This is a genomic window from Colwellia sp. SU-HH01217 (assembly GCF_057543495.1).
In genome coordinates, this window is record NZ_BAAJLX010000014.1 from 13,598 (window position 1) to 39,379 (window position 25,782).

20 protein-coding genes and 1 pseudogene are annotated in these 25,782 nt (G+C 37.5%); 13 read left to right on the forward strand and 8 right to left on the reverse strand.

Translation table 11 applies throughout. The annotated features are described in order from the left end of the window. Positions 1–417: 417 nt before the first annotated feature. Both polA and AC27G3_RS15015 read right to left on the reverse strand, forming a co-directional pair. Positions 418–3,162, reverse strand: a complete 2,745-nt coding sequence (gene polA / locus AC27G3_RS15010; protein ID WP_487122919.1) for a DNA polymerase I — start codon at positions 3,160–3,162, stop codon at positions 418–420. A 609-nt stretch (positions 3,163–3,771) separates the two neighbouring features. Then, positions 3,772–4,695, reverse strand: coding sequence for a LysR family transcriptional regulator (locus AC27G3_RS15015; protein ID WP_487122921.1), 924 nt, complete (start codon positions 4,693–4,695; stop codon positions 3,772–3,774). A 145-nt stretch (positions 4,696–4,840) separates the two neighbouring features. On the opposite strand from AC27G3_RS15015, the gene AC27G3_RS15020 reads away from it, so the two are divergent. The 3 genes from AC27G3_RS15020 (at position 4,841) to AC27G3_RS15030 (ending at position 10,548) form a co-directional block, all read left to right on the forward strand. Next, positions 4,841–6,307 carry an NAD-dependent succinate-semialdehyde dehydrogenase gene (locus AC27G3_RS15020; RefSeq protein ID WP_487122923.1) on the forward strand — a complete coding sequence of 489 codons (1,467 nt, stop codon included), beginning with the start codon at positions 4,841–4,843 and terminating at the stop codon, positions 6,305–6,307. Between the two features lie 168 nt (positions 6,308–6,475). After that, positions 6,476–7,765: a 4-aminobutyrate--2-oxoglutarate transaminase gene (gene gabT, locus AC27G3_RS15025; protein ID WP_487122924.1), complete on the forward strand. Its 1,290-nt coding sequence runs from the start codon at positions 6,476–6,478 to the stop codon at positions 7,763–7,765. Positions 7,766–8,397: 632 nt separating this feature from the next. After that, the gene (locus AC27G3_RS15030; protein WP_487122926.1) at positions 8,398–10,548 is read left to right on the forward strand and encodes a TonB-dependent receptor plug domain-containing protein; all 2,151 of its coding nucleotides are present in this window, start codon (positions 8,398–8,400) and stop codon (positions 10,546–10,548) included. Between the two features lie 139 nt (positions 10,549–10,687). On the opposite strand, the gene AC27G3_RS15035 is transcribed toward AC27G3_RS15030, so the two are convergent. From AC27G3_RS15035 to ccoG, 4 genes are all read right to left on the reverse strand, one after another. Continuing rightward, positions 10,688–11,092: a VF530 family protein gene (locus AC27G3_RS15035; RefSeq protein ID WP_487122928.1), complete on the reverse strand. Its 405-nt coding sequence runs from the start codon at positions 11,090–11,092 to the stop codon at positions 10,688–10,690. A 162-nt stretch (positions 11,093–11,254) separates the two neighbouring features. Beyond that, positions 11,255–11,902: a thiol:disulfide interchange protein DsbA/DsbL gene (locus AC27G3_RS15040; RefSeq protein WP_487122930.1), complete on the reverse strand. Its 648-nt coding sequence runs from the start codon at positions 11,900–11,902 to the stop codon at positions 11,255–11,257. 46 nt (positions 11,903–11,948) lie between these two features. Next, positions 11,949–12,929 (reverse strand): serine/threonine protein kinase, encoded by a 981-nt coding sequence (locus AC27G3_RS15045; RefSeq protein WP_487122932.1) that lies wholly within the window; start codon positions 12,927–12,929, stop codon positions 11,949–11,951. Then, positions 12,929–14,365, reverse strand: a complete 1,437-nt coding sequence (ccoG, locus tag AC27G3_RS15050; protein WP_487122934.1) for a cytochrome c oxidase accessory protein CcoG — start codon at positions 14,363–14,365, stop codon at positions 12,929–12,931. The genes AC27G3_RS15045 and ccoG overlap by 1 nt, the downstream gene beginning before the upstream one ends. 112 nt (positions 14,366–14,477) lie before the next feature. Between ccoG and AC27G3_RS15055 the strand changes: the two genes are divergently transcribed. Then, complete coding sequence (locus tag AC27G3_RS15055) at positions 14,478–14,834, forward strand: hypothetical protein (RefSeq protein WP_487122935.1); 357 nt, start codon at positions 14,478–14,480, stop codon at positions 14,832–14,834. Positions 14,835–14,896: 62 nt separating this feature from the next. Here the strand turns inward: AC27G3_RS15055 and AC27G3_RS15060 are convergent, their stop codons facing one another. Together AC27G3_RS15060 and hutG are read right to left on the reverse strand one after the other, a co-directional pair. After that, positions 14,897–16,273, reverse strand: a complete 1,377-nt coding sequence (locus AC27G3_RS15060; protein ID WP_487122937.1) for a formimidoylglutamate deiminase — start codon at positions 16,271–16,273, stop codon at positions 14,897–14,899. An 8-nt stretch (positions 16,274–16,281) separates the two neighbouring features. Then, a complete protein-coding gene (gene hutG, locus AC27G3_RS15065) occupies positions 16,282–17,073 on the reverse strand; it encodes an N-formylglutamate deformylase (RefSeq protein WP_487122939.1) in 792 nt (263 codons plus the stop codon). 276 nt (positions 17,074–17,349) lie between these two features. Between hutG and AC27G3_RS15070 the strand changes: the two genes are divergently transcribed. From AC27G3_RS15070 to AC27G3_RS15110, 9 genes and pseudogenes are all read left to right on the forward strand, one after another. Beyond that, positions 17,350–19,020 (forward strand): ATP-binding protein, encoded by a 1,671-nt coding sequence (locus AC27G3_RS15070; protein WP_487123057.1) that lies wholly within the window; start codon positions 17,350–17,352, stop codon positions 19,018–19,020. A gap of 54 nt (positions 19,021–19,074) precedes the next feature. Further along, positions 19,075–19,803, forward strand: coding sequence for a glutathione peroxidase (locus tag AC27G3_RS15075; protein ID WP_487122941.1), 729 nt, complete (start codon positions 19,075–19,077; stop codon positions 19,801–19,803). 100 nt (positions 19,804–19,903) lie between these two features. Beyond that, positions 19,904–20,131: pseudogene (locus AC27G3_RS15080) on the forward strand (VF530 family protein); the annotation flags it as partial. 153 nt (positions 20,132–20,284) lie between these two features. Further along, positions 20,285–21,142: a formyltetrahydrofolate deformylase gene (gene purU / locus AC27G3_RS15085; protein WP_487122943.1), complete on the forward strand. Its 858-nt coding sequence runs from the start codon at positions 20,285–20,287 to the stop codon at positions 21,140–21,142. A gap of 165 nt (positions 21,143–21,307) precedes the next feature. After that, complete coding sequence (locus AC27G3_RS15090; RefSeq protein WP_487122945.1) at positions 21,308–21,832, forward strand: VOC family protein; 525 nt, start codon at positions 21,308–21,310, stop codon at positions 21,830–21,832. A 153-nt stretch (positions 21,833–21,985) separates the two neighbouring features. Further along, on the forward strand, positions 21,986–22,570 hold the full coding sequence (yihI, locus tag AC27G3_RS15095) for a Der GTPase-activating protein YihI (RefSeq protein WP_487122947.1): 585 nt from the start codon (positions 21,986–21,988) through the stop codon (positions 22,568–22,570). A gap of 40 nt (positions 22,571–22,610) precedes the next feature. Beyond that, complete coding sequence (locus AC27G3_RS15100; RefSeq protein WP_487122949.1) at positions 22,611–23,099, forward strand: DUF2489 domain-containing protein; 489 nt, start codon at positions 22,611–22,613, stop codon at positions 23,097–23,099. An 86-nt stretch (positions 23,100–23,185) separates the two neighbouring features. Beyond that, positions 23,186–24,556: an oxygen-independent coproporphyrinogen III oxidase gene (gene hemN / locus AC27G3_RS15105; protein ID WP_487122951.1), complete on the forward strand. Its 1,371-nt coding sequence runs from the start codon at positions 23,186–23,188 to the stop codon at positions 24,554–24,556. Between the two features lie 260 nt (positions 24,557–24,816). Then, positions 24,817–25,686: an SPFH domain-containing protein gene (locus AC27G3_RS15110; RefSeq protein ID WP_487123059.1), complete on the forward strand. Its 870-nt coding sequence runs from the start codon at positions 24,817–24,819 to the stop codon at positions 25,684–25,686. Positions 25,687–25,782 lie beyond the last annotated feature (96 nt).

Sequence of the window (25,782 nt, forward strand, 5' to 3'; positions counted from 1 at the left end):
GTAATTAATTTTCATTTTATGTTGTAAAGTTACAAATAACATATAAAAAAGTCATATTCCCTTCATAAATTAGTCATATTTAACGAGGGTATGTTGTTTTTTATTCATTTTTGATTCAGAAAAACATAAATATGAAAGATAATTTTGTCTTAGTTATACAGAAGAGTAAATTAAACCGAGTTCTGGTTAAATTAGTCGATAAAAAAAAGGACCTCACAAGTGAGATCCAAGCTGTGAAACACCAACATAAAGGGATTCATTATTGGTGTTATAGAATAAGAACGGCTTTTGATCAAAAAACTTTCAATTATTTGTTTTTAACTTTTTCATTCAATTTATTCAAAGCGCAGAGATTAATTTGAAAGACCAACACGGCTAACTTTTTCTTATATGTTTATCAGGATTAACCACATAGCGTTAATGTGCTTGCTCCCAGTTATCACCAACGCCTGCTTCAGCAATTAATGGTACACTTAACTCAACCGCGTTATTCATTAGTTCTACAAGTTTAGCGGTTGTTTCTTCAAGTATATCTTGATGGATTTCAAATATTAATTCATCGTGTACCTGCATGGTCATTACAATGCGTGGATCGTTTTGTTCTGTAATCCATTGAGATACCGCTAACATGGCTTTTTTAATTATATCGGCTGCTGTGCCTTGCATCGGGGCATTAATTGCTGCACGTTCGGCACCCTTTCTTCTCATGGCGTTTTTAGACTTTATTTCAGGTAAATAGAGTCGACGACCAAACAGAGTTTCTACGTAACCTTGCTCAGTTGCTTGTTGTCTAGTGTCTTCCATGTAAGTGGACACATTAGGATAGCGTTCAAAATATTTATCCATGTATTCTTGAGCTTGCGCTCTACCAATATGTAATTGCTTTGCTAAACCAAAAGCTGACATGCCATAGATTAATCCAAAATTAATGGCTTTCGCACTACGACGTTGATCACTGGTAACGTCATCGATAGCAACATCAAATACTTCAGCAGCGGTCGCTTTATGAACATCTTTACCCGCTGAAAATGCGGCAACTAAGCCTGGGTCATCACTTAAGTGCGCCATAATGCGTAATTCAATTTGCGAGTAATCGATGGCGACAATTTTATGATTTTCTGGGGCGATAAAAGCGTGACGAATTTTACGACCTTCTTCAGAGCGAATAGGTATATTTTGTAAATTTGGATCGGTTGATGATAAACGCCCTGTTGCGGTTACTGCTTGATGATAAGACGTATGCACTCGGTTAGTTTTAGGCGAAATAAGTAAAGGTAATTTATCGGTATAAGTCGATTTAAGTTTACTTAAGCCGCGGTGCTCTAAAATAATTTTAGGTAGTGGGTAGTCTAAAGCAAGCTCTTGCAAAACTTCTTCTGCTGTCGATGGTGCACCTTTTGGCGTTTTTTTAATGACAGGAATTTTCAGTTCATTAAATAAAATCTCTTGTAATTGTTTAGGTGAGCTTAAATTAAATGACTTACCAGCCAGATCGTGCGCTTTTATTTCTAGTTCGTCTAAGCGTGCGCCAATTTTAGTGCTTTGTTCGGATAACATGTCGCTGTCTATTAAAACACCATGTTGCTCCATATTAGCTATTACCAAAAGCAAGGGCATTTCAATGTCATTAAAAACGGCAAGCTGTTTTTCTGATTGGGCAAGTTTAGGAAAGATGGCTTGATGTAGTCTTAATGTAATATCAGCATCTTCCGCTGCGTAAGGACCTGCTTGCTCTAAATCGATTTTATTGAAGGTTAACTGTTTAGCGCCTTTTCCAGCAATGTCTTCAAAGTGAACGGTTTTGTAGTCCAAATACTTAAGTGCTAACGCATCCATATTATGTCGAGTGGCGACACTATTGTAGCAATAAGATTCGATCATGGTATCGAAAGCGATATTTTGTAATTTAATTCCATAATGCGATAACACATTCGCATCATATTTAAGATTTTGTCCCAGCTTTTTAATTTGCTTGCTTTCTAATAGGGGCTTTAATTTATCAAGCACCCAGTCTCGATCCAGTTGTTCGGGAGCTCCATCGTAATCATGAGCAACCGGTACATAAGCCGCTTTGCCGGCTTCTATGGAAAATGACAAACCAACTAATTCAGCTTTCATGTAATCGACACTGGTTGTTTCGGTATCAAAAGCGAAGTATTCAGCGGTATTGAGTTTTGACACCCATTGGTTAAAGCTCGACTGATCTAATATAACGTCATATTCTGTGGTTATATTGTTGTCAATAAACGTTTCTTGCTCTGTTTCTGTGTTAGCGGTTTGCACACTATTAGCTTGGCCTGATTGCAAGTCAGTTAATAATCGTTTTAATTCAAATTTTTGATAGAGCTCAGTTAAAGTTTCAACATTGGCTTCATTAGGTTGAAGTTTTTCTGCACTTTGAGTCAGTTCAACATCAAGTTTAATCGTGGCAAGTTGGTAAGATAAAGGGAGTTGAGGTAATGCAGCACGTAAGTTTTCACCCACTTTGCCTTTAACTTTGTCGGCATTTTCCATTACACCTTCTAAAGTTCCATACTCTGTTAACCATTTTACAGCGGTTTTAGGGCCACATTTTTCAACACCTGGGATGTTATCAACTTTATCACCCATTAATGTTAGGTAATCAATTATTTGATCGGGTTTTACGCCAAATTTCTCCAAAACTCCAGCTTCGTCTAACTCAACATTAGTCATGGTATTGATCAAACGTACATGTTGATTAACCAATTGAGCCATGTCTTTATCGCCCGTTGAAATAACGGTTTCAATGCCTAACGCGGTCGCTTGAGCGGCTAAGGTACCAATAACATCATCCGCTTCAACACCAGGGGTAACAATAAGCGGTAATCCCATGGCAGCAATAATATTATGTAAAGGTTCTATTTGTGTGCGCAAATCGTCGGGCATTGGCGGACGGTTCGCTTTATATTCTGGGTATAAATCATTACGAAATGTTTTACCTTTTGCATCGAAAATCGCGATGATATTGCCATTGGGATAGTCTTTTTTAAGACTTTTTATCATATTTAATACACCGGTGATCGCTCCAGTGGGTTGACCATCTGCGGTAGACAATGCTTGTAAATAAGGCACATGATATGCGCGAAATAAATAAGATGATCCGTCGACTAAAATAAGCGGTGATAATGAAGAATTTGGCATGGTAATTTAATGGCTAACAATAAAGTGTGCTAAGAATGCCACATTCAAGGGTTTCACTCTATAGTTGCGTTAAGATAAATCTTTTAATCTGTGGATAACTTTGTTGACAAGCACGAAAAATATCATATCGATTACAGTAAAGGATATAGATGATATGTTTAATGTGTTGATTTTACTGAAAAAAAGGTAGGTAAAAATCCTTTTACAGCACAATATTATTATTTTTATATTTGTGGATAATTTAATTATCACCGTTAGGAAACTTTTGGTTTAAAAATTAAGCAAGTTAAATAACGAGCTAAGAGGTTACCAGAATTTTGCTCCATTACCAGAGAATTATTAAACTATTTTGATAGAAATATGACAGGACGAAAGAACAAAATATTATAAGTAGAAACAACCTGACTTAGCGTGAAATCAACAAAAATATTTCAATTTTTTATTTGACAAAAAAAGTGGCCAAATAAAATTTATGCCTTAATAATATGAAAAATTGTAGCGGAAAATGTACATGAAATATTTCTGCTAATAAAAAATTATTTGTTCAACCCTAGCTTGATAGTTTTTCTTAATTGAAAGAAGAAATAATGAAGCAATAACGAAATATAGCTAAAGAGAAAATACCCGTTGAAATGCTTGTTGCAACAAAGCGACTTTATTGTTTTCTCTAGGTGAATTTTTTGCCACTAAAGATAAGTCAAATTGATAGGTTAATTCACTCGGCTTGATAATTCTGATCAAACCTTTATTCAATTCTTTTTGGATGTAACTTTGTGGCATATATCCTAAATATCGGCCGGATAAAATCATCGCTTTTCGGGTATCAAATTGATAAGCCTTTGCGGCGAGGTTAAGTTTTTTAAGTTGTTCTCGACCTTGGGTATCGATATCAATACCGGGATGAATCGCAGGGGTATCGGCGAGCATATCCGCGGATATTTCTTGATCGACGAGATTAAAAAATGGGTGCTGATTTGAACAGCACAAATATATAGGTTCACTACTGAGGGCTGTGTAATCAAGCCCTTCAATTTGTTGGTAACCGGGAAATATTCCTACATGGGCTTTATCTTTTAGTAGTGATTTTTCGATATCTTGAATAGAATCGCCATCAAGCACTAGATGCAAGTTCGGCGATTTGTCATGAACAATTTGAATAACCTCGGCCAACTTTTTTTGTTTATTAATGCCTAATTGATCGGCACATAAAATTACCAATTCGCCACTTAATTCTTTTCCCAGCGAGCCAACAAACAATGAAAAATCATCTAAAGAGTCGAACATATTAATGGTCGCTTGATAAACCGCCTGACCATCTTCCGTTAATGAAAACCCACCCCTACCTCGCAAACAAAGTTTTAATTTCATGCGTGTTTCAAGGTTAGACATATGCAAACTGATGGTTGATCGCGTGACGCCTAATTCGGTTTCCGCTGCTGCAAAGCCACCATTTTCAACCACGGCTTTAAAAATACGCAATAGTCGTAAATCATATTCGGTGACGGGCTTGGGGATAATTGAATATTTGGCCATACTCTTACTAGCTCGGATTTGTTTATAAAGTTTGATTTAGTCAAACTTTTAGGTTGAATGTTTTATATTTAACCTGAGTTATGAATGGGTTTCAATAGCGTTAAGTAAATTTTGAAGTAATAACTAATCAATAAGGGAAAGTAAGATGCACGGTATTAAAGATAACCAACTGATTAAAAACTTTTCATACATTAATGGCAGTTGGCACCCAAGCTCATCTGAACAGGTGAGTGATATCGAGGTGGTAAATCCTGCAACGAATGAAGTGGTTACTACAGTAAGTAATGCAGGTATTGCTGAAACTGAATTAGCCGTTCAAGCAGCTAAAAACGCGTTTAAAATGTGGTCAGCAAAGTCAGCTAACGAACGTGCAACGTTAATGCGTAATTGGTTTAACTTAATGATGGAAAATCAGGAAGATTTAGGCCGAATTCTAACTTTAGAACAAGGTAAGCCGTTAGCAGAAGCTAAAGGTGAAATTGCTTACGGCGCTGCTTTTATTGAATGGTTTGCCGAAGAAGGTAAACGTGTTTATGGCGATACCATTCCTGCGCCATCAGGCGATAAGCGAATTGTGGTGATCAAACAACCCATCGGCGTAGTTGCCGCTATAACGCCGTGGAATTTCCCTAATGCAATGATTGCCCGTAAAGCGGCAGCAGCGTTAGCGGCAGGTTGTACCTTTGTCGTTCGCCCTGCGACACAAACACCTTTGTCAGCTTTAGCCATGGCTGAACTTGCCGAGCGTGCAGGAATTCCTGCTGGAGTCTTTAACGTTGTTGTTGGCGATGATGCCCGCGGTATGGGTAAAGTGCTAACTGAGCATGAAGATATTGCCAAGTTCACTTTTACCGGCTCTACTCCTGTAGGTAAAGCGTTAATTAGCCAGTGTGCGTCTACGGTTAAAAAGGTATCAATGGAGTTGGGCGGTAACGCACCTTTTATCGTTTTTGATGATGCCGATATTGATGCCGCGATTGCTGGCGCTATGGTGTCTAAATATCGTAACGCAGGACAAACCTGTGTTTGTACCAATCGAATTTTTGTTCAAGAAGGCGTTTTAGCGCAATTTACCGAAAAATTTGTTGCTGCTGTGAGCGAGTTGTCTGTTGGTAACGGCTTAACCGATGGCGTTACTATTGGTCCTATGATCAGCGCTAGTGCAGTGAAAGATGTTGCTAAATTAGTTGAAGACTCTATTGCCGCTGGCGCAAAAGTGGCGTTAGGGGGCAAGCAAGGTGAAAACGAGAACTTCTATCTTCCTACAATTTTAACTGGCGTGACGAATGATATGCCAGCGGCAAGTAACGAAATATTTGGTCCTATTTCTCCCATTATCTCTTTTAAGGATGAAACTGAAGTTGTCGCTATGGCAAATGACACCGAATATGGTTTAGCCGCTTATTTTTATTCTCGTGACATCGGCCGTATTTGGCGAGTCGCTGAAGGTTTAGAGTATGGCATGGTGGGGATTAACGAAGGATTAATTTCTAATGCTGCCGCGCCATTTGGCGGTGTTAAACAGTCGGGTAACGGCAGAGAAGGCTCTAAATATGGTTTAGACGACTTTTTAGAAATCAAGTACTTATGTATGGGCGGTTTAGATAAATAAGAACAAATAATGATATTAGGCGCTTCATCAGTTCAGTTTAAGCGGGGGTATCCATTTACGCTGCATTGATGAAGAGCCAATTCTTACATCAACCACTTATTACAACGACATTAACGGTAATAAAGTACTGACATAAATGTACTGACATAAATTTTATAGGTAAAGAAAATGACACAATCAACTAATGCACAACTACAAGCACGTAAAACTAAAGTGATCGCACGTGGGCAAGGTAATGTTTATCCTGTGTATGCTGAGCATGCAAAAAATGCGGAATTATGGGACGTGGAAGGCAATCGATTTATCGACTTTGGTACAGGTATTGCCGTGTGTAATACTGGTCACAGCCACCCTAAAGTTGTTGCTGCAGTAAAAGCACAAGTTGATAAGTTTAGTCACACTTGCGTCATGGTTAATCCTTATGAAGTCGCTGTTGAATTAGCTGAAAAATTAACAGAGCTTGCACCTGGCGAGAGTGATAAAAAAGCTATATTTGTTTCTACTGGCGCTGAAGCAGTTGAAAACTGTGTAAAAATTGCTCGCGCTCATACAGGACGACGTGGTGTTATTGCTTTTAATGGCGGATTTCACGGACGCACTAATTTAACGATGGCGCTAACGGGTAAAATTACCCCTTATAAGAATTTATTTGGTCCATTTCCGGGAGATATCTTTCATGCCCCATTTCCCATTGAGCAACATGGTATTTCAGTAAAAGACTCAATTACAGCAGTACAAAATTTATTTAAAGTGGATATAGCACCAACCGATGTAGCAGCTATTATTGTAGAGCCTGTTCAAGGTGAAGGTGGATTTTATGCAGCACCTACTGAGTTTTTACAAGCGCTTAGAGCGATATGCGATGAACATGGCATTGTGTTAATTGCCGATGAAATTCAAACAGGTTTTGGCCGCACAGGCAAAATGTTCAGCTTTGAGCATTCAGGTGTCGAAGCCGACATTATGACGATGGCGAAAGGTATTGCTGGTGGTTTTCCAATTTCAGCGGTTGTGGGTAAAAGTGACATTATGGATGCGCCATTGCCTGGTGGTTTAGGCGGAACTTATGGCGGTTCACCTGTTGCTTGTGCTGCAGCACTTGCAGTATTAGAAGTGATTGAAGAAGAAAATTTAATTGAACGATCCAACCAAATTGGCGCATTATTTAATGAACGTTTAACGGCATTGCAAAGCCAATACCCGCAACTTATTTCTGATGTTCGTAATCAAGGTTCTATGATTGCGATTGAACTAATGAAAGATGGAGATGTGGAAAGTGCGAATACTGAGCTTACTCAAGCCATTATTGGTAAAGCTGCAGAATATGGCTTAATTTTATTAGCTTGTGGCTTTTACGGTAATGTCATTCGATTTTTACCTGCACTCACTATTAGTAATGAAATTGCCAATGAAGGTTTAGACGCTTTTGAAAAGCTATTTGCCAATATTGCTAATTAACCTGAGCTCGGCTTAACAAATATTTCTCTAGCAGCTATTTTTCCTTACTTCTTCGTTAAATTTCTTGCAATAGGCCAGCTATTGACGCGAAATTTGCCTTGAATTAAGAAAAACTATCGAGCTAGAGTGGAGTAAAATAATTATTTAACTATTTTTCAAACTGTTAACCATCTCTTAAACCGAGTTCAGGTTAATTAACAGTACGTAAAAGTTTTGCTCGTTCCGCTGCTTTATCGCGGTCCATTGTTTCATTAGAAGCAATCGCCAATATGAATTTTAAATACGTCCCCTATCATGGTCTTAATTTATTCTATTGGCGGAGCCTTTCCATTGCTATTTGTTTGTATTCTTCCCCTTTTTTAGCTGTCTTTTTAGCTGTCTTTTTAGCTAGGATGTACATCAGCTGATGTCGTTGATTTTTTGTTCTTACCAAGTTCTCTTTAGTGAGAAAATTTCAATAAACTTAATGTAAAATCATCTAAAAATAATTGTTAGAGAAACATTGTTAAGCCGAGCTCAGGTTAGATAATTAAATTTAGTCTATAGTTAAAGTATGTCGTTTAGTGCTTGAAGGTATTATGTTTTTTAGACTGTTTAAATGTAGCGTCCTACCTTATTTGTTCATTTTATCTATGGGCAGTTCCTCTTCGTTTGCCGCTGAACAGCGAAATGGTTATTCGCTCGATTTTGAGGCATTACTCAACATGCCAGTGACGACCGCATCACGACAAGAAGAAAGCCTAGATGAAAGTCCCGCACTCATAGAAATTATTACTCAAGACGATATTAAACGCCGTGGCTATAAAGATTTGAGTTATTTACTCGATGACATTGCTGGTGTACAGCTCACCCGCACTTTTGGTGATAGCTATTTTAACGCTTTATGGCGGGGTGTTCGTCAGACGGCAGGAAGCGCTTATTTAATTTTAATTGATGGTATTAAGTTTAATCATTTGTACAGCAATGAAGCGGAAATTATGGCGGCATTTCCTTTATCTAATATCAAGCATGTTGAGGTCTTGTATGGTCCGGCTTCTGTTGCTTATGGGGGGGATGCTGTTGTAGGTATTATTAACGTAATTACCAATAAAGATGAAAAACAAGGCCAAGCCTTTTTACAGGTCGGTAATAACAATAGTGAGGTAATCGATTTTTCTAGCTTTATTAAAGGGCAGCGCTTTCAACTGAGGTTTAGTGGGCGTTTTGATAAAGGTGATCTGGATATGTCTAATGCAAAAAACTATCGATGGACAGATCCTACTCTACTCGAAAACTCAGCCATTTGGGGAGGCTTTGCTGCCACTTATGGTGATGCAAGATCTCAGCACAGTAATAAATCGCTCGCCTTCAGTTTGTTTAATGAACACACTGAAGTTACTCTGCAATATCATGAGCTTGGTACAGGCTATGGCTTAGAGTATACCTTTGATCATGCTTTACCTGATGCTGGCTTATGGACAGAAAATGAGCACTCAGTTCATTGGAAGCAAATGATTGAATTGAGTGATGACCTGCAAGTGAATACCTTACTTCGGTATCGCAGTAGCAACATTGATAAAGAGTCTTTTTTTATTGAGGGATATTTAACTGTAGATCCTGCTACAGGCGTTAATCAGCGATTGCTTGATGCCAGTTATTGGGAGTCAACAAACTACAGTTGGGTAGGCTCAGCGGAACTTGTCTGGCAAGCGACACCTCAGTTAAATTTATTAGTTGGGGCTGAATATGAAGATAAAAACTTACAAAAAGCCTATAACATTAATTATGGGCCGAGCTTAGCACCAGAGTTTGTTGATACAAATTATGCATTGCCTTCTCCTCCTGTTGAAGATTCGGTCCCTAATAATAGAGTAAGCACTAACCAACAGGCCTTATACTTGTTATCTCAATATCAATTAAGTGATACGTTAGATCCTTTACAGCAACATATTCATTTTGGCGTTCGAAATGACAATCATGCGATATTTGGCCGAGAAACAAGTATTAGAACAGGCTATGTTGGTCAATGGTACAACACAACGTTTAAAGCATTTTATGGCCAAGCCTATCAAGAGCCTTCTGCCAGACTTTTATATGGAGGTTGGCAGGGAGCTGCAAGCAACCCAGAAATACAGCCCAGAAATACTGAGACGATTGAAGTTAATATTAACTATCAAGTGAACACCATCTTACTGTCAGCCAACTATTTTGAAATGCGCAGTAAAAATATATTTAACACAACAGAAAGTGCTACAATTAACAGCGGTAAAGGGCTTGCAAAGGGAGGAGATGTTCGGATTAAATATCAGAATCAAGCTGACTTTATTGATAACTTTTTGTTGTGGGGCACATTATCTTGGTTAAATGCGACAGAACAGTACTACCATGAACAACAGCAATTAGCGTGGGATAAAGTGGGGGATTTAACAGATTTTACTTTTCACGCAGGCGCATACTTTACGTTTAATCAACATTGGCAGTTCAATATTCGAGGCCGCTATTATGGTGATCGAACTACTGTTAGCACCAATGAAGTTAATGAAATTGAAAGTTACGTGAGTCTTGATGCTAATTTAATTTACCAACCTGCCGCCATAGAGCAACTTAAAATTGCTATGGATGTTACTAATTTATTAAACGAAGATTATTTTCATCCAGGGGTAAGAAGCGCTTCGGCGAGTGAAAGTAATATGGGTGACTTAGATGCCAATGGTGTGTGGATTGGCAGTAATAGCTTTTATAATGCAAAAATCCCACAACCGGGAAGGGAAATTAGGTTAACGCTTTATTGGCAATTTAATTAACAGACGTTGCTTAAATCGCTCAATAGTTAACCTGAACTCGGTTTAAGAGATGGTTAACAGTTTGAAAAATAGGTAAATAATTATTTTACTCCACTCTAGCTTGATAGCTTTTCTTAATTCAAGGCTTATTGTTACTGTACTAATTGCCCCAAGGGTTTGCTGGGCTACTATTGCGAGCACGTGCTTTTTTAGCTCGTTTTTGTCTTAATTGTTCTGCGTCTTCTATGCTTAACTCTGCGGGCTCACCTACTTTGTGGTGAGCAGGGACGATGCGATCTCTTGGTGGCAAAAGAAACTGTTCATCATCAGCGCGTGGTAAGTTTTTATATTGGTACATATAAAAGCCTTCAACCTTTTCTTGTGCCCATGCTGTTTTTCTTAAGAACTTTAAACTTGAGGCCATGCTTACATTAGTTTTAAAGCAATTAAGGTTGAGGTACGCATAAAGGATTTCCCAACCATAATAGTCAACTAATTCATCTAATACCTGCTCTAATTTAACGCCATGTAGTGGGTTATTTTCGTAGATGTTGTCTGAGCTCATAAAAGTCCTGCATTGTTTGTTGAACGGTGATTATAGATTGATATTCTTTGTTGGTTTTCTTCACTAATTATAAGTTTTTGGTATTTTTTTGGTGTTTTTTGGGTCTTAAAGAGGAGTAGAACACATACTTATTTAAAGTATGTGTTCTCTTGTTTTACCGAATTAATCTAAAGTTAATAGATATTTGATTAATCGTTTATAGTCGTTTTCAAAATCATTTTTATCAAGTTCTTTCATATTGATTAAGTATTTTTCGTTAACAACAATAGTCGGCACTGATTTTAGTACACGCTTACGTGTTAATTCATCTTGATGCTTTTTCATTTTCTTAGCTTGGCTATTAACGGTAAAGCTAGACATTAATTTGTCAAATTTGTCACCATCCACACCATTTAAGACGAAGATATTACGGATATCTTTTTCTGATGAGATTATTGCACGTTGAACTTGAATGTAACTAAAAAGCGCATTTACCAATTTCTTTTCCATTTTTAATTGTTGAGCAACAACAATGGCTTTAGATAACATAAACTGTATTTCTGGTGAAGCGGCACGTAAAAAATCTACGTGATTACGTTCAAATTTTGTTTTACTCGGTAATTCTTTTTTTACTTGTTCCATAAACGGTTCGAACTTGAAACAATGTGGACAATAAAAAGAGAAGTATTCTCTTACTTCAGATTTGCTCGAAGCTGTTTCACTAATTTGCGTGTATTGCTTACCTTCTTTGTAATTCGCTGCATTGGCGGTTAATGGCAAAGCAAGTGCTAAGCTTAGAGTGAACAATAAGGTGGTCATTTTTTTTATCATTATTTAATTCCTATAGATAACCAACATATGCCGGTTATAAAATCTGTTAAGTGGGTATTAAGGTTAATGGTGGTTGCTGTAAAGCAGACATCTGCTCTTTTAACATTAATATTTGCTGCTCCCAATATTTGTCACTTTCAAACCAAGGAAAGTTACGCGGAAAAGCAGGGTCTTGCCAACGTTTACATAACCAAGCCATATAATTTACCACACGCATGGTTCGTAATGATTCTATCAAAACTAATTGGTTATTTTCAAATGTAAAGAACTCTTCATAGCCCGATAAAATGGTATCTAATTGTAACAATTGTTGTTGTCTATCGCCCGACAGCATCATCCATAAATCTTGAATAGCGGGCCCCGTACGGCAGTCATCTAAATCAACAAAGTGCGGACCTTCACCTTCGCGCCATAAAATATTACCTGCATGACAGTCACCATGGAGGCGTATTTGCGTTTTAGGTTGATATTGTTTTGCTGCTTCGTTGATCACTAAATCAAGAATAGTAAAAAAAGCACTTTTTATCTGTGAAGGTACAAAACCAGACTCAGCAATGACTTCTTTTGCTTGGTAAAGCATTTCATCAACGGTAAAGCTTGGGCGATAGACAAAAGGTGATTTTGCACCAACGGCATGCATTCGACCAACAAAACGGCCCATCCACTCCAATTGATCTAAATTATCCACTTCAAAAATTCTGCCACCCCGACAAGGATACACAGCAAATTGATAACCCTCATAGGTAAATAAACTGTCATTATCAATTTTAAGCGGTGCGATCACCGGAATTTCTTGTTGAGCTAATTCAAAGCCAAACGTATGCTCTTCTTTTAATTGTGCATCACTCCAACGTTGTGGACGGTAAAATTTAGTGACAAAGCGCTCCATGTGCTCATTATGAAACTGATACACTCGATTTTCATAGCTGTTTAAAGCAAGCAGGCCACTATCAACGTTAAAGCCAACGGACTCTAAGCCATCAATAATTAGATCGGGGGTCAGTGAAGTGAAATCAAATACTGACATTAGCGCTTCTTAAAAAATCGACTTTGCTGTTCATATACCACATCGTCATCAGGGGATATTTGTTCAACTACAAAGGTAATTTTTGTCATTAACGTTTCTAAATCATACGGATCAACCGCTAGGCTTATTGCAATAGTGGATACATCTGCCGCTTTAACGGTTATTTCTTGTTCGCCAATCCATTTAACTTGGTCAATTCCTTTAACTGATAAGCGATATACGTTATCGGTTTGTGATTTATTTAACACTTTTAATGTGTAAACATTTTCAATTTCACCGTTAAAGTTTTCACGCACAAGCTCATTACGATCGCGAATAATATCAAGTGCAACCGGCACTCTGTTGACAATTTCCATCAGTAGTAAACTAGACATCACGATTAGAACAATGGCATAACCAATTAATTTCGCACGAACTAAATGAACCTTCTTTCCTTTTAATTCGTGTTCGGTGGTATAACGAATTAAGCCCTTAGGGTAATTCATTTTTTCCATAACACCATCGCAGGCATCAATACATGCACCACAATTAATACACTCGTATTGCAAACCGTTGCGAATATCTATGCCTGTTGGACAAACCTGTACACATAAGCTGCAATCTATACAGTCACCAAGACCTAACGCTTTATGATCTTGTTTACGGCTGCGACCACCTCTTGCCTCGCCGCGGTTATAATCATATGAAACGGTGACTGTGTCTTTATCAAACATCGCTGACTGAAAACGTGCATAGGGACACATGTGCAAACACATAATTTCTCGCATCCAACCTGCATTTCCGTATGTACACAAAGCAAAAAACCATACCGTACAGGCAGCTGCTAAAGAGGCATTAAAGGTGAAAAAGTCGCTAAACAGGGTTTGCATTGGCACAAAATAACCGACAAACGTTAAGCCTGTTAGTACCGAGAAAAACATCCAACAAGTGTGTTTTAAAGATTTTCGCCAGAATTTATTAAAATCTAATTTTTGGCTATCCAGCTTCTTTCTTTGATTAGCTGTACCTTCAATTTTCTCTTCAAACCAAATGAAAATAAAAGTCCACACGGTTTGTGGGCATAAATAGCCACACCAAACCCGACCCAGAAAGGTGGTGACAAAAAACAGGACAAAAGCACTTAAAATAAAGAGCCAAGCAAGTAATGTTAAATCTTGAGGCCATAAAGTAAGACCCCAAAGGTAAAAGCGTTGATCGACGATATCAAAAAGAATGGCTTGATGATCGTTGTACTGCAGCCATGGTAGTACGGCAAAAAGAGTTAAAAATACAAAGTTCATTCGTTGGCGGAAGCGCTGAAAAAAACCTTTTACTTTTCTTACATAAATTTGGTCCCTAGGCTTGTATTGTTCCACGCCTTTATTGGGCTGATGAATTTTTATATTTTTAACTGGGATACGCGTTGATTGATTGGCTTGATTGTCGTCTGTTTTCACAGTAAATCCTTGGTAACAGAAAAAAGTAAGCGTTGAGTTATGAACGACATAGTCTAGTTTCTTGATTAAAAATTGATTATCCTATGCCTACCGTTTGATTATACGACATACTATGAAAAAATTATTGATCTTAATCGTAGGATTCGCATTATTTTTGCACTTTTATCCTCAGCCTGAACTAGAAGAGTGGTACAACGGACTAAAATCTGATGCATTAGATGGGTTTTCAGACACATTTGACACTGAAGCAAGACTCAAAACAGATGTGATTTTAATTGATTTAAAAGAAGAAATGAAATTATTTACCCCTAAAGAGCGTAAGCAGTTAGAAGATATTGCGGACTCACGTCGCTCGGTTAAAGCATTTTATACTGACTATTGTTTAGTGAATAAACGAGAATTTAAAATGCGTGCGGGCGTGCAAAAGGCAATTTGTAAAACAATTTCTAAACACACCAGACTTTTATAAATAACAGTTTGCATCTTAACCCTGTTGTTGAGATGCATAACTGGTTTTCGTTTAATTTATCGTTAAGCCGATAATTGATTTAATATTTTGGCGAAAGCATTTTCAACGATAACTTCACTGTTATGTTGACCAGCCAAAATCACCCAATGTCCATTAACCATCACATCTTTAACCGGATTCTTTTGACTGGCAAAAATAACACTGTCTAATAAGTGCTGCTTACTGTGTGCGAATAGACGGGTTTGATTATCATCGAGTACGACTAAGTCGGCTTGCTTACCTACGGCTAATTCACCTGTATTGCTGTTGGTACTTTGCGCGCCGCCTAGTGCTGCTTTTTTCCATAAATTAGCACCAACTGACAACTCTTGATTAGAAGCAAGAATTGCCCGTTGTTGTTTAATTAATCGTTGGGCATATTCCAACCAGCGTAATTCTTCAATAGGGTTCACTGATATATGACTGTCTGATCCAATGGCAAAGGTGCCGTTTTGCGCTAAAAATTCGGTAGTGGGGAAAATACCATCACCTAAATTAGCTTCTGTGGTTGGACATATTCCCGCAACAGCTTGGCGATTAATAATGCCTTGGCGTTCTTCTTTATCGATATGTGTTGCATGAATTAAACACCAATTGGCGTCTAACTCCATGTTGTCGAGTAACCATTGCACAGGGCGCTTGCCAAAATGCGCAAGACAATCGTCTACTTCTTTTTGTTGTTCAGCAATATGAATATGAATTGGTGCCTTTGCATCTAAGTTACGGACATGACTGACAGCTTGTTGCAGTGACACTTTATCAACAGCTCTTAATGAATGAGGCGCAATGCCAACGTTACTATTGTCATAATGCTCACTCAGTTTAAAACAATCACTTACTAATTCATTAAATTGCTTGGTCGAGTTAATAAATCGCTTTTGCCCGTCATTTGGGGCTTGTGAGCCAAAACCACTAAACTGATAAAGTACCGGCAGCATAGTTAAACCTATACCAGAGGTTTTTGCTGCATTGAAAAGCGCTTTAGCCATTGCCGAAAGTGAAGCGTGGTTGTCGCCATTAATATCGTGATGTAAATAATGAAACTCGGCGACACGAGTGTAGCCCATTTTGAGCATTTCTATATACAGTTGGCTAGCAATAACTTCAGCATTTTCTGTTGTTAACTGTGCTAAAAACTTATACATAATTTTTCGCCAAGTCCAAAAGCTATCTTGGCCTTCGCTGCCTTGCTCACTAAACCCTGCAAATGCTCGTTGAAAGGCATGAGAATGACAATTTATCATGCCTGGTATTATCGTGCCTGCTACTTTTTCTGCGCCTTCAATGTAGCCAGACTCAATTGCTTTTATTTGGCCACCAGTAATAGTTAAGGTTTTATCTGTTGCCCAGCCAGTTGCTAATAATATGTTTTGAGCATGTATTTTTTTATCAATATTCATCATTAATCCTAATTCGTCGCCTTGGCATAATTAAGTAAACAACTCACCAGATCTTTTAGTTTAGGTTTTACCTGTGCTGCGAGTGCTTCATTGTATTCATTAGTTGGCTCATTCATGTACGTACGCTGAGATAACTCTAGTTGAATTGCATGAATATTATTAGCGGGTTGCCCGTAATTTCGGGTAATAAATCCACCTTTGAAGCGACCATTCGTCACTTGACTGTAGGGCGAATAATCTATTTGCTCAATAGCTTCAGTTAAAGCACTAGCACAGCTAGTATTGTTATTTGTGCCAAAGTTAAAATCGGGCAATTGCCCTTCAAAAAAGCGCGGGACGTGTGACAAAATAGAGTGCGCTTCTAAAAGTACAGCATGGCCAAAATTTGCTTTAATTTCTGCTAAAGTGCTTTGTATTGTATTGTGATAAGGTTGCCAATATAAGCGTATTCGTCGCTGTATTTCTTGTTGACTCGGTTCCTTACCCTCTAGATATAACGGCGTTAAATCAAATGCAGATGTTGGACAAAGCTCTGTAGAGTTTTGACCGGGATATAAATCTTCGCCATGAGGCTCTCTATTTAAATCAATAACATAGCGATTATATTTAGGGATTAAAATATACGCACCTAAGGCTTGAGCAAAGTCATATAGTCTATCCTTGTACCAGTCGGTGTCGGCCACTTTCTTGGCTGAATCTGTCATGGTTAATGCGATATCATCAGGTATAGCTTGGCCATTGTGTGGCATACTAATTAATAAAGGAGCGGTGCCTTTAATTAAGGTATAGCTTGTCGACATGCGTTTTATTCTCCGTTTGCATAAATTGTATATACAACTTGTGCGGTAATTTACCATGTCCTTAGGTGTAGGTGCAACTGATGTTATTTGCAATATTATGTAACGCGAGGTTAGCGAATCATCATGAGTGTGTTATACATAAGAATCACTTTTTATTTATGTCTTTATCTATTAACCTTTTACGTAAATAAGCATGGGAGACATTAACTAATCAAAGAATCAAATATTCAGGAACAAGTTGCGATAGTTTATCAACAAGCGAGTTATTTATTGTTGATGCTGTTGTTGCTGTGTTTATTACTTTTTTGGCTTTATTATCGAAAATCGCTGCGCAGAAAAATTGAACAAGAAAAAATCGAAAAAGCGTTAAAAACAGCTGAAGCTGAAAAAGTGGCAGCGGAGAAGTCAGCTCAAGCAAAAACCAGTTTTTTAGCGCGCATGAGTCATGAAATTAGAACGCCCATGAATGGTGTTTTTGGCATGGCTGAGGCTTTATCTTTCACCGAACTTGATGATAATCAAAAGGAAATGTTAACCACCCTGCAAGGTTCAGCAAGTAATTTATTAGCGTTGCTAAATGATGTACTCGATTTTTCAAAAATGGATGCAGGAAAATTAACCTTAGAGTTAATGCCCGTTAATTTTCATGAGTTAACTCAAAATATTATTAATGGTTTTTCTCACCCCGACAAAGATAAATTTATCGTTTTCAATTTAAAAATAGATAAAAAAATAACGCACAATTATTTTACTGATCCAACAAGATTAACCCAAGTATTTAATAACTTAATCAGTAACTCGGTCAAATTTACTGAAGAGGGAAATATTACTCTTGCTATTAAATTACTAGAAAGCAAATCTGTTGATGGCCTCACTTACGATACTTTGAAACTCTCAGTGGCTGATACCGGAATTGGTATAGCGCCCAATAAACAAGCGTTATTATTTACGCCTTTTATACAGGCAGACAGTGAAGTTACCCGAAAATATGGTGGTACAGGGCTAGGGTTAAGTATTTGCCAAGAAATAATTCATGCAATGGGGGGCAATATTAACTTAGAGTCTACTGAACATATCGGTAGCACTTTTCATTTTACTTTAACCTTTAAGCAAGCTAATCGCGAAAAAAATAATGATGAACGACTGCAAAGTGAATGTGAATTAGATCAAACAGATTCAGATGATTTTAAGCAATTAAAAGTGTTAATTGCTGAAGATAACTTAGTCAATATTATGGTGCTTAATGCACAACTTGCTCGAATAAATATTGAAGCTGACGTTGCTAATGATGGTGCCCAAGCCTTAACAATGCATGAAAAAACGCCTTACGATATTATTATTTCTGATTGTCATATGCCGATAGTTGACGGCTTTGAGCTTGCCAATAAATTATCAAAAAATAAAAATAGTCAACCATTATGGCTAATCGCTATTACCGCCGATGCTTTAAGTGGAAGTGCTGAAAAGTGTCTTGAAGCTGGTTTTGATGACTATATTGCTAAGCCATGTTCACAGGAAATTATCACTAATAAATTAAATTGGGCTTATCGACAATTAAAGTTACAAAAAGACCTTAATTTATTGCCTCCTGATAGTAATAATTATCAATTATTTGATCTAGATGCTTTATTAAAAGTGAATCATTCTGATCTTATATTGTCTAGCAACATAGCTCAGTTGTTTATCGATAATTGGCAACAAGATAGAGTAGCGCTACAAATTGCATTGTCGAACACCGACTTTGATACCGTATACGCGCAAACACATAAAATTAGAGGCAGTGTCCGTTATTTGTGCTTTCAACAGCTAGACACTTTAGCGCAACAAGTAGAACATCATGCGATGACAAAAAATAGCAAAGAAATTGAAGGCTTTGCTTTAGCCTTTATCGGACAACTTGAACAACTAGTAGGTGAAATTAATCATTGGCTTACCCAAATTAAGTAAATGATTGAGCAATAACAAGCAATTAAATTTAACTCAATAGAAAAGGAGTACACTATGTTTACCAATAAAGAAGGCAGTACTATACCAAGCGTATCTTTTCCAATGCGTGAGAATGATGAATGGACGACACGCACCTCAAACGAAATTTTCTCAAATAAAACCGTTGTAGTTTTTTCATTGCCGGGGGCTTTTACACCCACATGCTCATCAGCTCATTTACCACGTTACAGTGAGTTAGCGTCAACATTTTTTGCCAACGGTGTTGATGAAATCATCTGTATGTCAGTTAATGATACTTTTGTTATGAATGCTTGGGCAGCAGATCAACAAACAGAAAATGTCAGCTTAATTCCTGATGGAAACGGAGAGTTTACTGACGCAATGGGCTTATTAGTTGATAAAAAAGACTTAGGGTTTGGTAAAAGAAGTTGGCGATATGCCATGTTAGTGAAAGATGGCGTTATTGATAAAATGTTTATTGAGCCGAATAAGCCTGGCGACCCATTTGAAGTTTCAGATGCTGATACCATGCTAGATTATATTAACCCTAACGCAGAAAAGCCTGAACCGATCACCATATTAACGAAACCTGGCTGTCAATTTTGTGCTAAAGCTAAAGCATTGTTGAAGAAAAAAGGTTTAGCTTTTGAAGAGCTTACCTTGGGGCATGGTCTTAATGGTATTGCTTTTAGAGCATTAACCAATGCAGACACTTACCCGCAAACATTTGTTGGGGGCAAACTTATTGGCGATAGTGAAGCATTAGCCGAGTACCTTAGCTAATATGCTATTATTGAGCTAGCAGAGCATGAATTAATGCTCTGCTTTTAGCTTAGCTAAAGCTATACTAGGCTCATCACTCTTCTTTGAAATCTCTTTAAGCATGAACACACAACCTTTCAACCCGTTACATGGTGTAACGTTAAAAACCATCGTAACCGAATTAGAAGAATATTTTGGTTTTGATGAGCTAGGACAAATGATTAACATTCGCTGTTTTACTCATGATCCTAGTATTAAATCTAGTTTGAAATTTTTAAGGAAAAACCCGTGGGCACGCGAAAAAGTAGAAGCGTTATACATTAAAAGTAAACACCTTTTTAACAACGAGCAATAACACTCACTTATCAGTTATTTGGTTACATGAGAAAACCGAATGGCATTATATATACCATTGTGCTCTAAATTTACTGTAACAAAAGCTAGTAAAAATAGTCAGAATTTATAATGATGTAGGTTAACTATCATTTAACGTTCATTTCTAATGTCAACAATCAATCATTACACCTTAACTTGGCAATGTCCTGACTCATCAGGTGTTTTAGCGAAAATTGCTCAATGTTTATTTATTCATGGGGCTTTTATCACAGAAACCGCGCAATATAGCGATCCTGATACCCATATGTTTTTTTCACGTGTTGCATTTGATGACCGTAATTTAACGGTAACTATTGAAGAGTTTAAGCAAGCGCTTGAAAGCTTAGCGCAACCGCTACAAATGCAATACCAACTGCATAATAAAAACAAACCGATGAATGTGGTTATTGCAGTGTCAAAAGATGATCATTGTTTGGTGTCTTTATTAACAAAATGCAAAGCAGGGGTTTTGCCCGTTAATATTACTGCTGTTATTTCAAATCATACCGATTGCCAGGCGTTAGCTCAATGGCACAATATACCGTTTCATCATTTACCAATAGACAAGACAAACAAGCCACAACAAGAAGCGCAAATACTTGAGGTGATCAAAAACACCAATGCTGAATTGTTAGTGTTAGCTCGGTATATGCAAATATTGTCTGATGAAATGTGCACTAAACTGTCTGGACATGCGATTAATATCCATCATTCATTTTTGCCAAGTTTTAAAGGGGCAAAGCCTTACCATCAAGCACATACACGAGGTGTAAAGGTTATTGGAGCAACGGCGCATTATGTTACTGCAGACTTAGATGAAGGACCGATTATTGTTCAGGAAGTTAAACCGATTAATCATACCTTCACCGTTGAACAAATGAAGCATATTGGTCACGATTTAGAAGCTGTTGCTTTATGTCATGCGGTACAAGCTCATGCTGAACATCGTGTTTGTTTAAATGGTTGCCGAACGGTTATTCTTTAATAAGGGTTTAGTGGATATTCTCTTGGTGCTGTAAAAATGTAAATACAGGCGTATTTAAATTCTGCCATATGCGGTGTTATCAATTGCTGCGAAAATTAGCGACTCGACTATGCTTTATGATAAAAATTGACTATCAACACAATTTTAATTAAGTGGTAGAGCATTATGATCAATATTGAAAAAATTCATCACGTCGCTTATCGATGTAAAGACGCCAAAGAAACAACTTTATGGTATGAAGATAAACTAAACATGAAGTTAGTGTTAGCGATTGCTGAAGATGAAGTTCCTTCAACCAAAGCGCCTGATCCATACATGCATATATTTTTAGACGCAGGCAACGAAAACGTTTTAGCATTTTTTGAAATACCTAACTCTCCAGAAATGGGCAGAGACAACAACACACCTGAGTGGGTTCAGCATTTAGCCCTACGGGTTGAGAGTGTCGACGCATTGGTTAAAGCAAAAGAAACTTTACAAAGTAAAGGCGTTGATGTGTTAGGCCCTGTTAATCATGGTGTGTTTAAGTCGATTTACTTCTTTGATCCCAATGGTCATCGCTTAGAGTTAGCCGCTAATACTGGTACCCCAGAACAATTTAACCAGTTAAACCAAGTGGCACATGACATGATTGATGAATGGGCAAAAACAAAACGTGCACCTCGTCACGCAGCATGGTTACATGAATAAGCATGACTAAGAAAAAAGACAATTAAAGCGGTAAGCGGTTAATCATTATCGCTTTATTTGACTTAGTAGTGCTTGTGGTATCATAAGGCTGTAATCTATGGCATGAATAACGTAAAATAGCCTCAATGTTTTAATTATCGATTAACAATTGCTATGTCTCGTTCAAAAAAATCTAGAAAACCTGGTGTTGGTTCAAGTGGTGCAATAAAAAGTACCGTTAAAACCCCTGCTCCCGTTCCTGACAAAAAAGTAAAAAAGCTTAAAGGAAAACCCGCAGGTAACCGACAAAATGAAGCGAAACCTGTCGTTAAGCAGCAGCAATCTACAGCCAAAAAAGATCCACGTATTGGTAGTAAAACCCCTATCGCATTGGGTAAGCCAATAAACAAAAAACCTGTTGTGGTAAAAGCTAAACCAGCAACGCCATCTGTAGCACCTATTCGTACCATAGAGCCAGAGAACCTCATTGATACTGATGCGCTAATGCAAGCATTAGCAGACATAGAGCAAGACCAACGCTTACTTAATATTTTAGCTAAACAAGATGATGAGATTGAGCTTACAGAGAGCGAAGTAGACTTTTTTAATGAGCAGATGGACAAACATCAAAATATTCGTGAGCAATTAGGTTTAGATGATGAAGATGAAGAAGACGAGCATGAATCTTCTAGCGCTAAGGTAACCGAAGACGATTTGTGGGATAAATTTGATAACAGTGATTTATCAAAGTTTGAATAACCAAGATACTGCTACTCGAACAACTGTTAGGTGTTAATTGATGACTAATTTTTGGCTAATCACTATTATTGTTGGCGTTATAATTATTGTGGCACTTGCCATCTACGCAACTAAGTTACTTAAGCAGGTAAAAGCGCAAACATTAGCGCAACAGCAAGCTAAACAAGCACAACAACATGCATTACACGCTCACGATAAAAAAGTGCTCGACTCGGTCGTTATTATTGTTCGGGCTATGAAAGAAGAGCAGTGCGATTTTTCTGAAGGCTGTTGGCGTTTAAGCGTATTATTAGACTCGTTGAAAACTAGCAAGGAACTTGAGCAACAATTCCCTGCTATTTTTGAATTGTACAATCGAATTAAAACGCTAAGTATTCTTGATTCTCGTAAGGCGCTTGCTAAAAAAGAACGGATGAAAGAAGATTTACAACGCATGAAAGCTGAAGCAGAACTTCACCCTAAAATAGTGACAGATCTTGATTTACTTCATCAATATGCCCGTGAGCGTATTAGTGTTTTAACGGTATAAGCTTGCGCTCGATCAAGATCGAGTAAAAATGTAATAAGTATAATATGAGCAGAATTTAGATCACTGCTCATTTGAGGTACTTAGTTATGCAAGCCAACCAATTTTTCGATCCTCAATTACTTTCAAAATATAATACTAGTGGTCCAAGATATACCTCTTACCCTACCGCACTAGAATTTCACGACCAATTCCTCGAAGAAGATTTTATCCAAGCCGTTCAGGACTCGCCAAACCGCGAACTTTCGTTATATGTTCATATACCTTTTTGCCATAGCCTTTGTTATTACTGCGGTTGTAATAAAGTGATCACTCGCCATCGCGATAAAGCCGATACATATTTAGAATATCTGGCTGAAGAAATAAGTGCTCGAGCAGAATTTTTTACTGAATATACGGTTAAACAACTTCACTGGGGAGGAGGTACACCGAGTTTTTTAACACACCCTCAAATTACTAAACTCGTGTCTTTACTAAAAGAGAAATTTAACTTTGCTGATCAAGTAGAAATGAGCATAGAAATTGATCCTCGAGAAATAGAAATGAACCTTGCTGAGCATTTATTTGATTTAGGTTTTAATCGCCTCAGCATTGGTGTGCAAGATATCGACTTAAAAGTTCAACAAGCGATTAATCGTGTACAGTCAACGGAATTTATTAGTGACTTTATTGCCCATGCTAAAAAAGTAGGTTTTCAGTCAATTAATATTGATTTAATTTATGGTTTGCCACACCAAACTATTGAAACTTTTACGAAAACGTTAAATAAAGCGCATGAAATGGATGTTGATCGTATTTCATTATTTAGTTATGCCCATATCCCAAGCCGGTTTGCCGCACAGCGAAAACTGCGAGATGAATGGTTGCCAAACGTTAAACAAAAATTTGCTTTAATGAAACTCGCCATCGAAAAACTTTGTGGTTTTGGTTATGACTTTATCGGTATGGACCATTTTGCAAAGCCAGAAGATGAACTGTCTATTGCCCAAAAAAATGGCACTTTGCATAGAAATTTTCAAGGGTATACCACTAAAGGTGGTTGTGACTTACTCGGCTTAGGCGTTTCATCTATCAGTAATATTGGTCACTCGTTTAGTCAAAACATAAAAGATTTACAAAGTTATTATAAAGCCATAGATAACAACAAAAATGCCCAAGAAAAAGGGGTAAGCTTATGCCAAGATGATGTTATTCGGGGTGATGTTATACGTGAGCTTATGTGTAATTTATATGTTGATAAAAACATGATAAGTGCAAAGTACGATATTGATTTTGATCACTACTTTATTGAAGACTTACCTTTATTATCGACCTTTATAGATGACGGCTTAGTTGAAAACTCTGCAGAATTCATTCGCGTAGATCAAAAAGCACGTTTACTGATTCGAATTATTTGTATGAGTTTCGATGCTTATATGAAGCAACATATTAACCAACAGCGATTCTCTCGGGTAATATAGTTTTTACTCATGCTCAAAAATATTTTAATCTGGAAGATAGCAGAAATTGGGCTATCTTTTATTTCTTTTACTGCTTAATTTTACTGATTATTACGTCTCAAAATTACTAAGATTAATGATCAAGCGCAATTCTTTCTTGACATAATATGTCACAAGGCGCAAGCTAATAAAAAAATAAAGCAGATTAAGGAAGTCAGATGCTAACAACGAATACCTCAAAAAACTCAGTAGAAATAGATACCACTAAACTTGGTAAGCACATGTTTAAAATCGTAACCGGCGTTATTGTCTTTGGCGTGCTGTGGTCTGCACTTTACACCATAGACGAAGGTCATGTCGGCATTGTTAAACGATTTGGCGAAGCAACCACACAAGTAAATCCAGGGCTACATTATAAAATACCTTTCGCAGATACGGTTCAAGAATTAGAAATTCGAACGCGAAAAAATACCGAAGCGCTTAAAGCATCAACCTTTGAGCAAATGCCTGTCCAGGTTGAAGTTAGCGTAAACTGGACGGTTAACCGCTCAGAAGCATTCGAATTATATAAAAACTACGGCGGCTTAGATCAATTTGAAAATCGAATTCTTGATCCTCGTCTACGTTCAGCAGCAAAAGATGCCTTAGCGCGCTTTAAAGCAGAACAAATTATTCAAAGCCGTGGTCAAGTTATTCAAAAAATTGAAGAAACACTAGCCAATGCGATGATTGAATTTCCGGTTAAGTTAGACAGCATTCAAATTGAAAACTTAGTACTACCAGCAAAATACTTACAAAGTATTGAAACTAAGCAAACGGAAAAAAACTTAGCTGAAGCGGAGAAGCATCGTTTAGAACGTCAAAAATTAGAAGCACAGCGAGAAGTTAATACCGCTGAAGCAAAACGTGATGCTGAAAAAGCACGTGCCGACGGTTCTGCTTATGCGATATCTATAGAGGCTAAAGCGCAAGCTGAAGCGATTTTAGTGAAAGGTTTAGCTGAAGCGGAATCAATGCAAAAGAAATCGAATGCTATAAAGAATAATAAAATGCTTGTTGAATATGTAAAAGCACAGCAATGGAATGGTCAAATGCCAACAACGGTAATGGGCAATGGACAAGACATTTTATGGAATATGAAGGAAAAGTAGCGAGTTAGCCTACAGTCTTTAATGTTGGCTGTAGCAATACTTAACAATAAATTAACACTACTACATAGGTCTAGAATATCGCTCGTAGCTAAGATA

Coding starts and splice junctions, on each gene's coding strand:
- polA (WP_487122919.1), bottom strand. CDS start 3,162: ATGCCAAATTCTTCATTATCACCGCTTATTTTAGTCGACGGATCATCT.
- AC27G3_RS15015 (WP_487122921.1), bottom strand. CDS start 4,695: ATGGCCAAATATTCAATTATCCCCAAGCCCGTCACCGAATATGATTTA.
- AC27G3_RS15020 (WP_487122923.1), top strand. CDS start 4,841: ATGCACGGTATTAAAGATAACCAACTGATTAAAAACTTTTCATACATT.
- gabT (WP_487122924.1), top strand. CDS start 6,476: ATGACACAATCAACTAATGCACAACTACAAGCACGTAAAACTAAAGTG.
- AC27G3_RS15030 (WP_487122926.1), top strand. CDS start 8,398: ATGGGCAGTTCCTCTTCGTTTGCCGCTGAACAGCGAAATGGTTATTCG.
- AC27G3_RS15035 (WP_487122928.1), bottom strand. CDS start 11,092: ATGAGCTCAGACAACATCTACGAAAATAACCCACTACATGGCGTTAAA.
- AC27G3_RS15040 (WP_487122930.1), bottom strand. CDS start 11,902: ATGATAAAAAAAATGACCACCTTATTGTTCACTCTAAGCTTAGCACTT.
- AC27G3_RS15045 (WP_487122932.1), bottom strand. CDS start 12,929: ATGTCAGTATTTGATTTCACTTCACTGACCCCCGATCTAATTATTGAT.
- AC27G3_RS15055 (WP_487122935.1), top strand. CDS start 14,478: ATGAAAAAATTATTGATCTTAATCGTAGGATTCGCATTATTTTTGCAC.
- AC27G3_RS15060 (WP_487122937.1), bottom strand. CDS start 16,273: ATGAATATTGATAAAAAAATACATGCTCAAAACATATTATTAGCAACT.
- hutG (WP_487122939.1), bottom strand. CDS start 17,073: ATGTCGACAAGCTATACCTTAATTAAAGGCACCGCTCCTTTATTAATT.
- AC27G3_RS15070 (WP_487123057.1), top strand. CDS start 17,350: ATGCTGTTGTTGCTGTGTTTATTACTTTTTTGGCTTTATTATCGAAAA.
- AC27G3_RS15075 (WP_487122941.1), top strand. CDS start 19,075: ATGTTTACCAATAAAGAAGGCAGTACTATACCAAGCGTATCTTTTCCA.
- purU (WP_487122943.1), top strand. CDS start 20,285: ATGTCAACAATCAATCATTACACCTTAACTTGGCAATGTCCTGACTCA.
- AC27G3_RS15090 (WP_487122945.1), top strand. CDS start 21,308: ATGATCAATATTGAAAAAATTCATCACGTCGCTTATCGATGTAAAGAC.
- yihI (WP_487122947.1), top strand. CDS start 21,986: ATGTCTCGTTCAAAAAAATCTAGAAAACCTGGTGTTGGTTCAAGTGGT.
- AC27G3_RS15100 (WP_487122949.1), top strand. CDS start 22,611: ATGACTAATTTTTGGCTAATCACTATTATTGTTGGCGTTATAATTATT.
- hemN (WP_487122951.1), top strand. CDS start 23,186: ATGCAAGCCAACCAATTTTTCGATCCTCAATTACTTTCAAAATATAAT.
- AC27G3_RS15110 (WP_487123059.1), top strand. CDS start 24,817: ATGTTTAAAATCGTAACCGGCGTTATTGTCTTTGGCGTGCTGTGGTCT.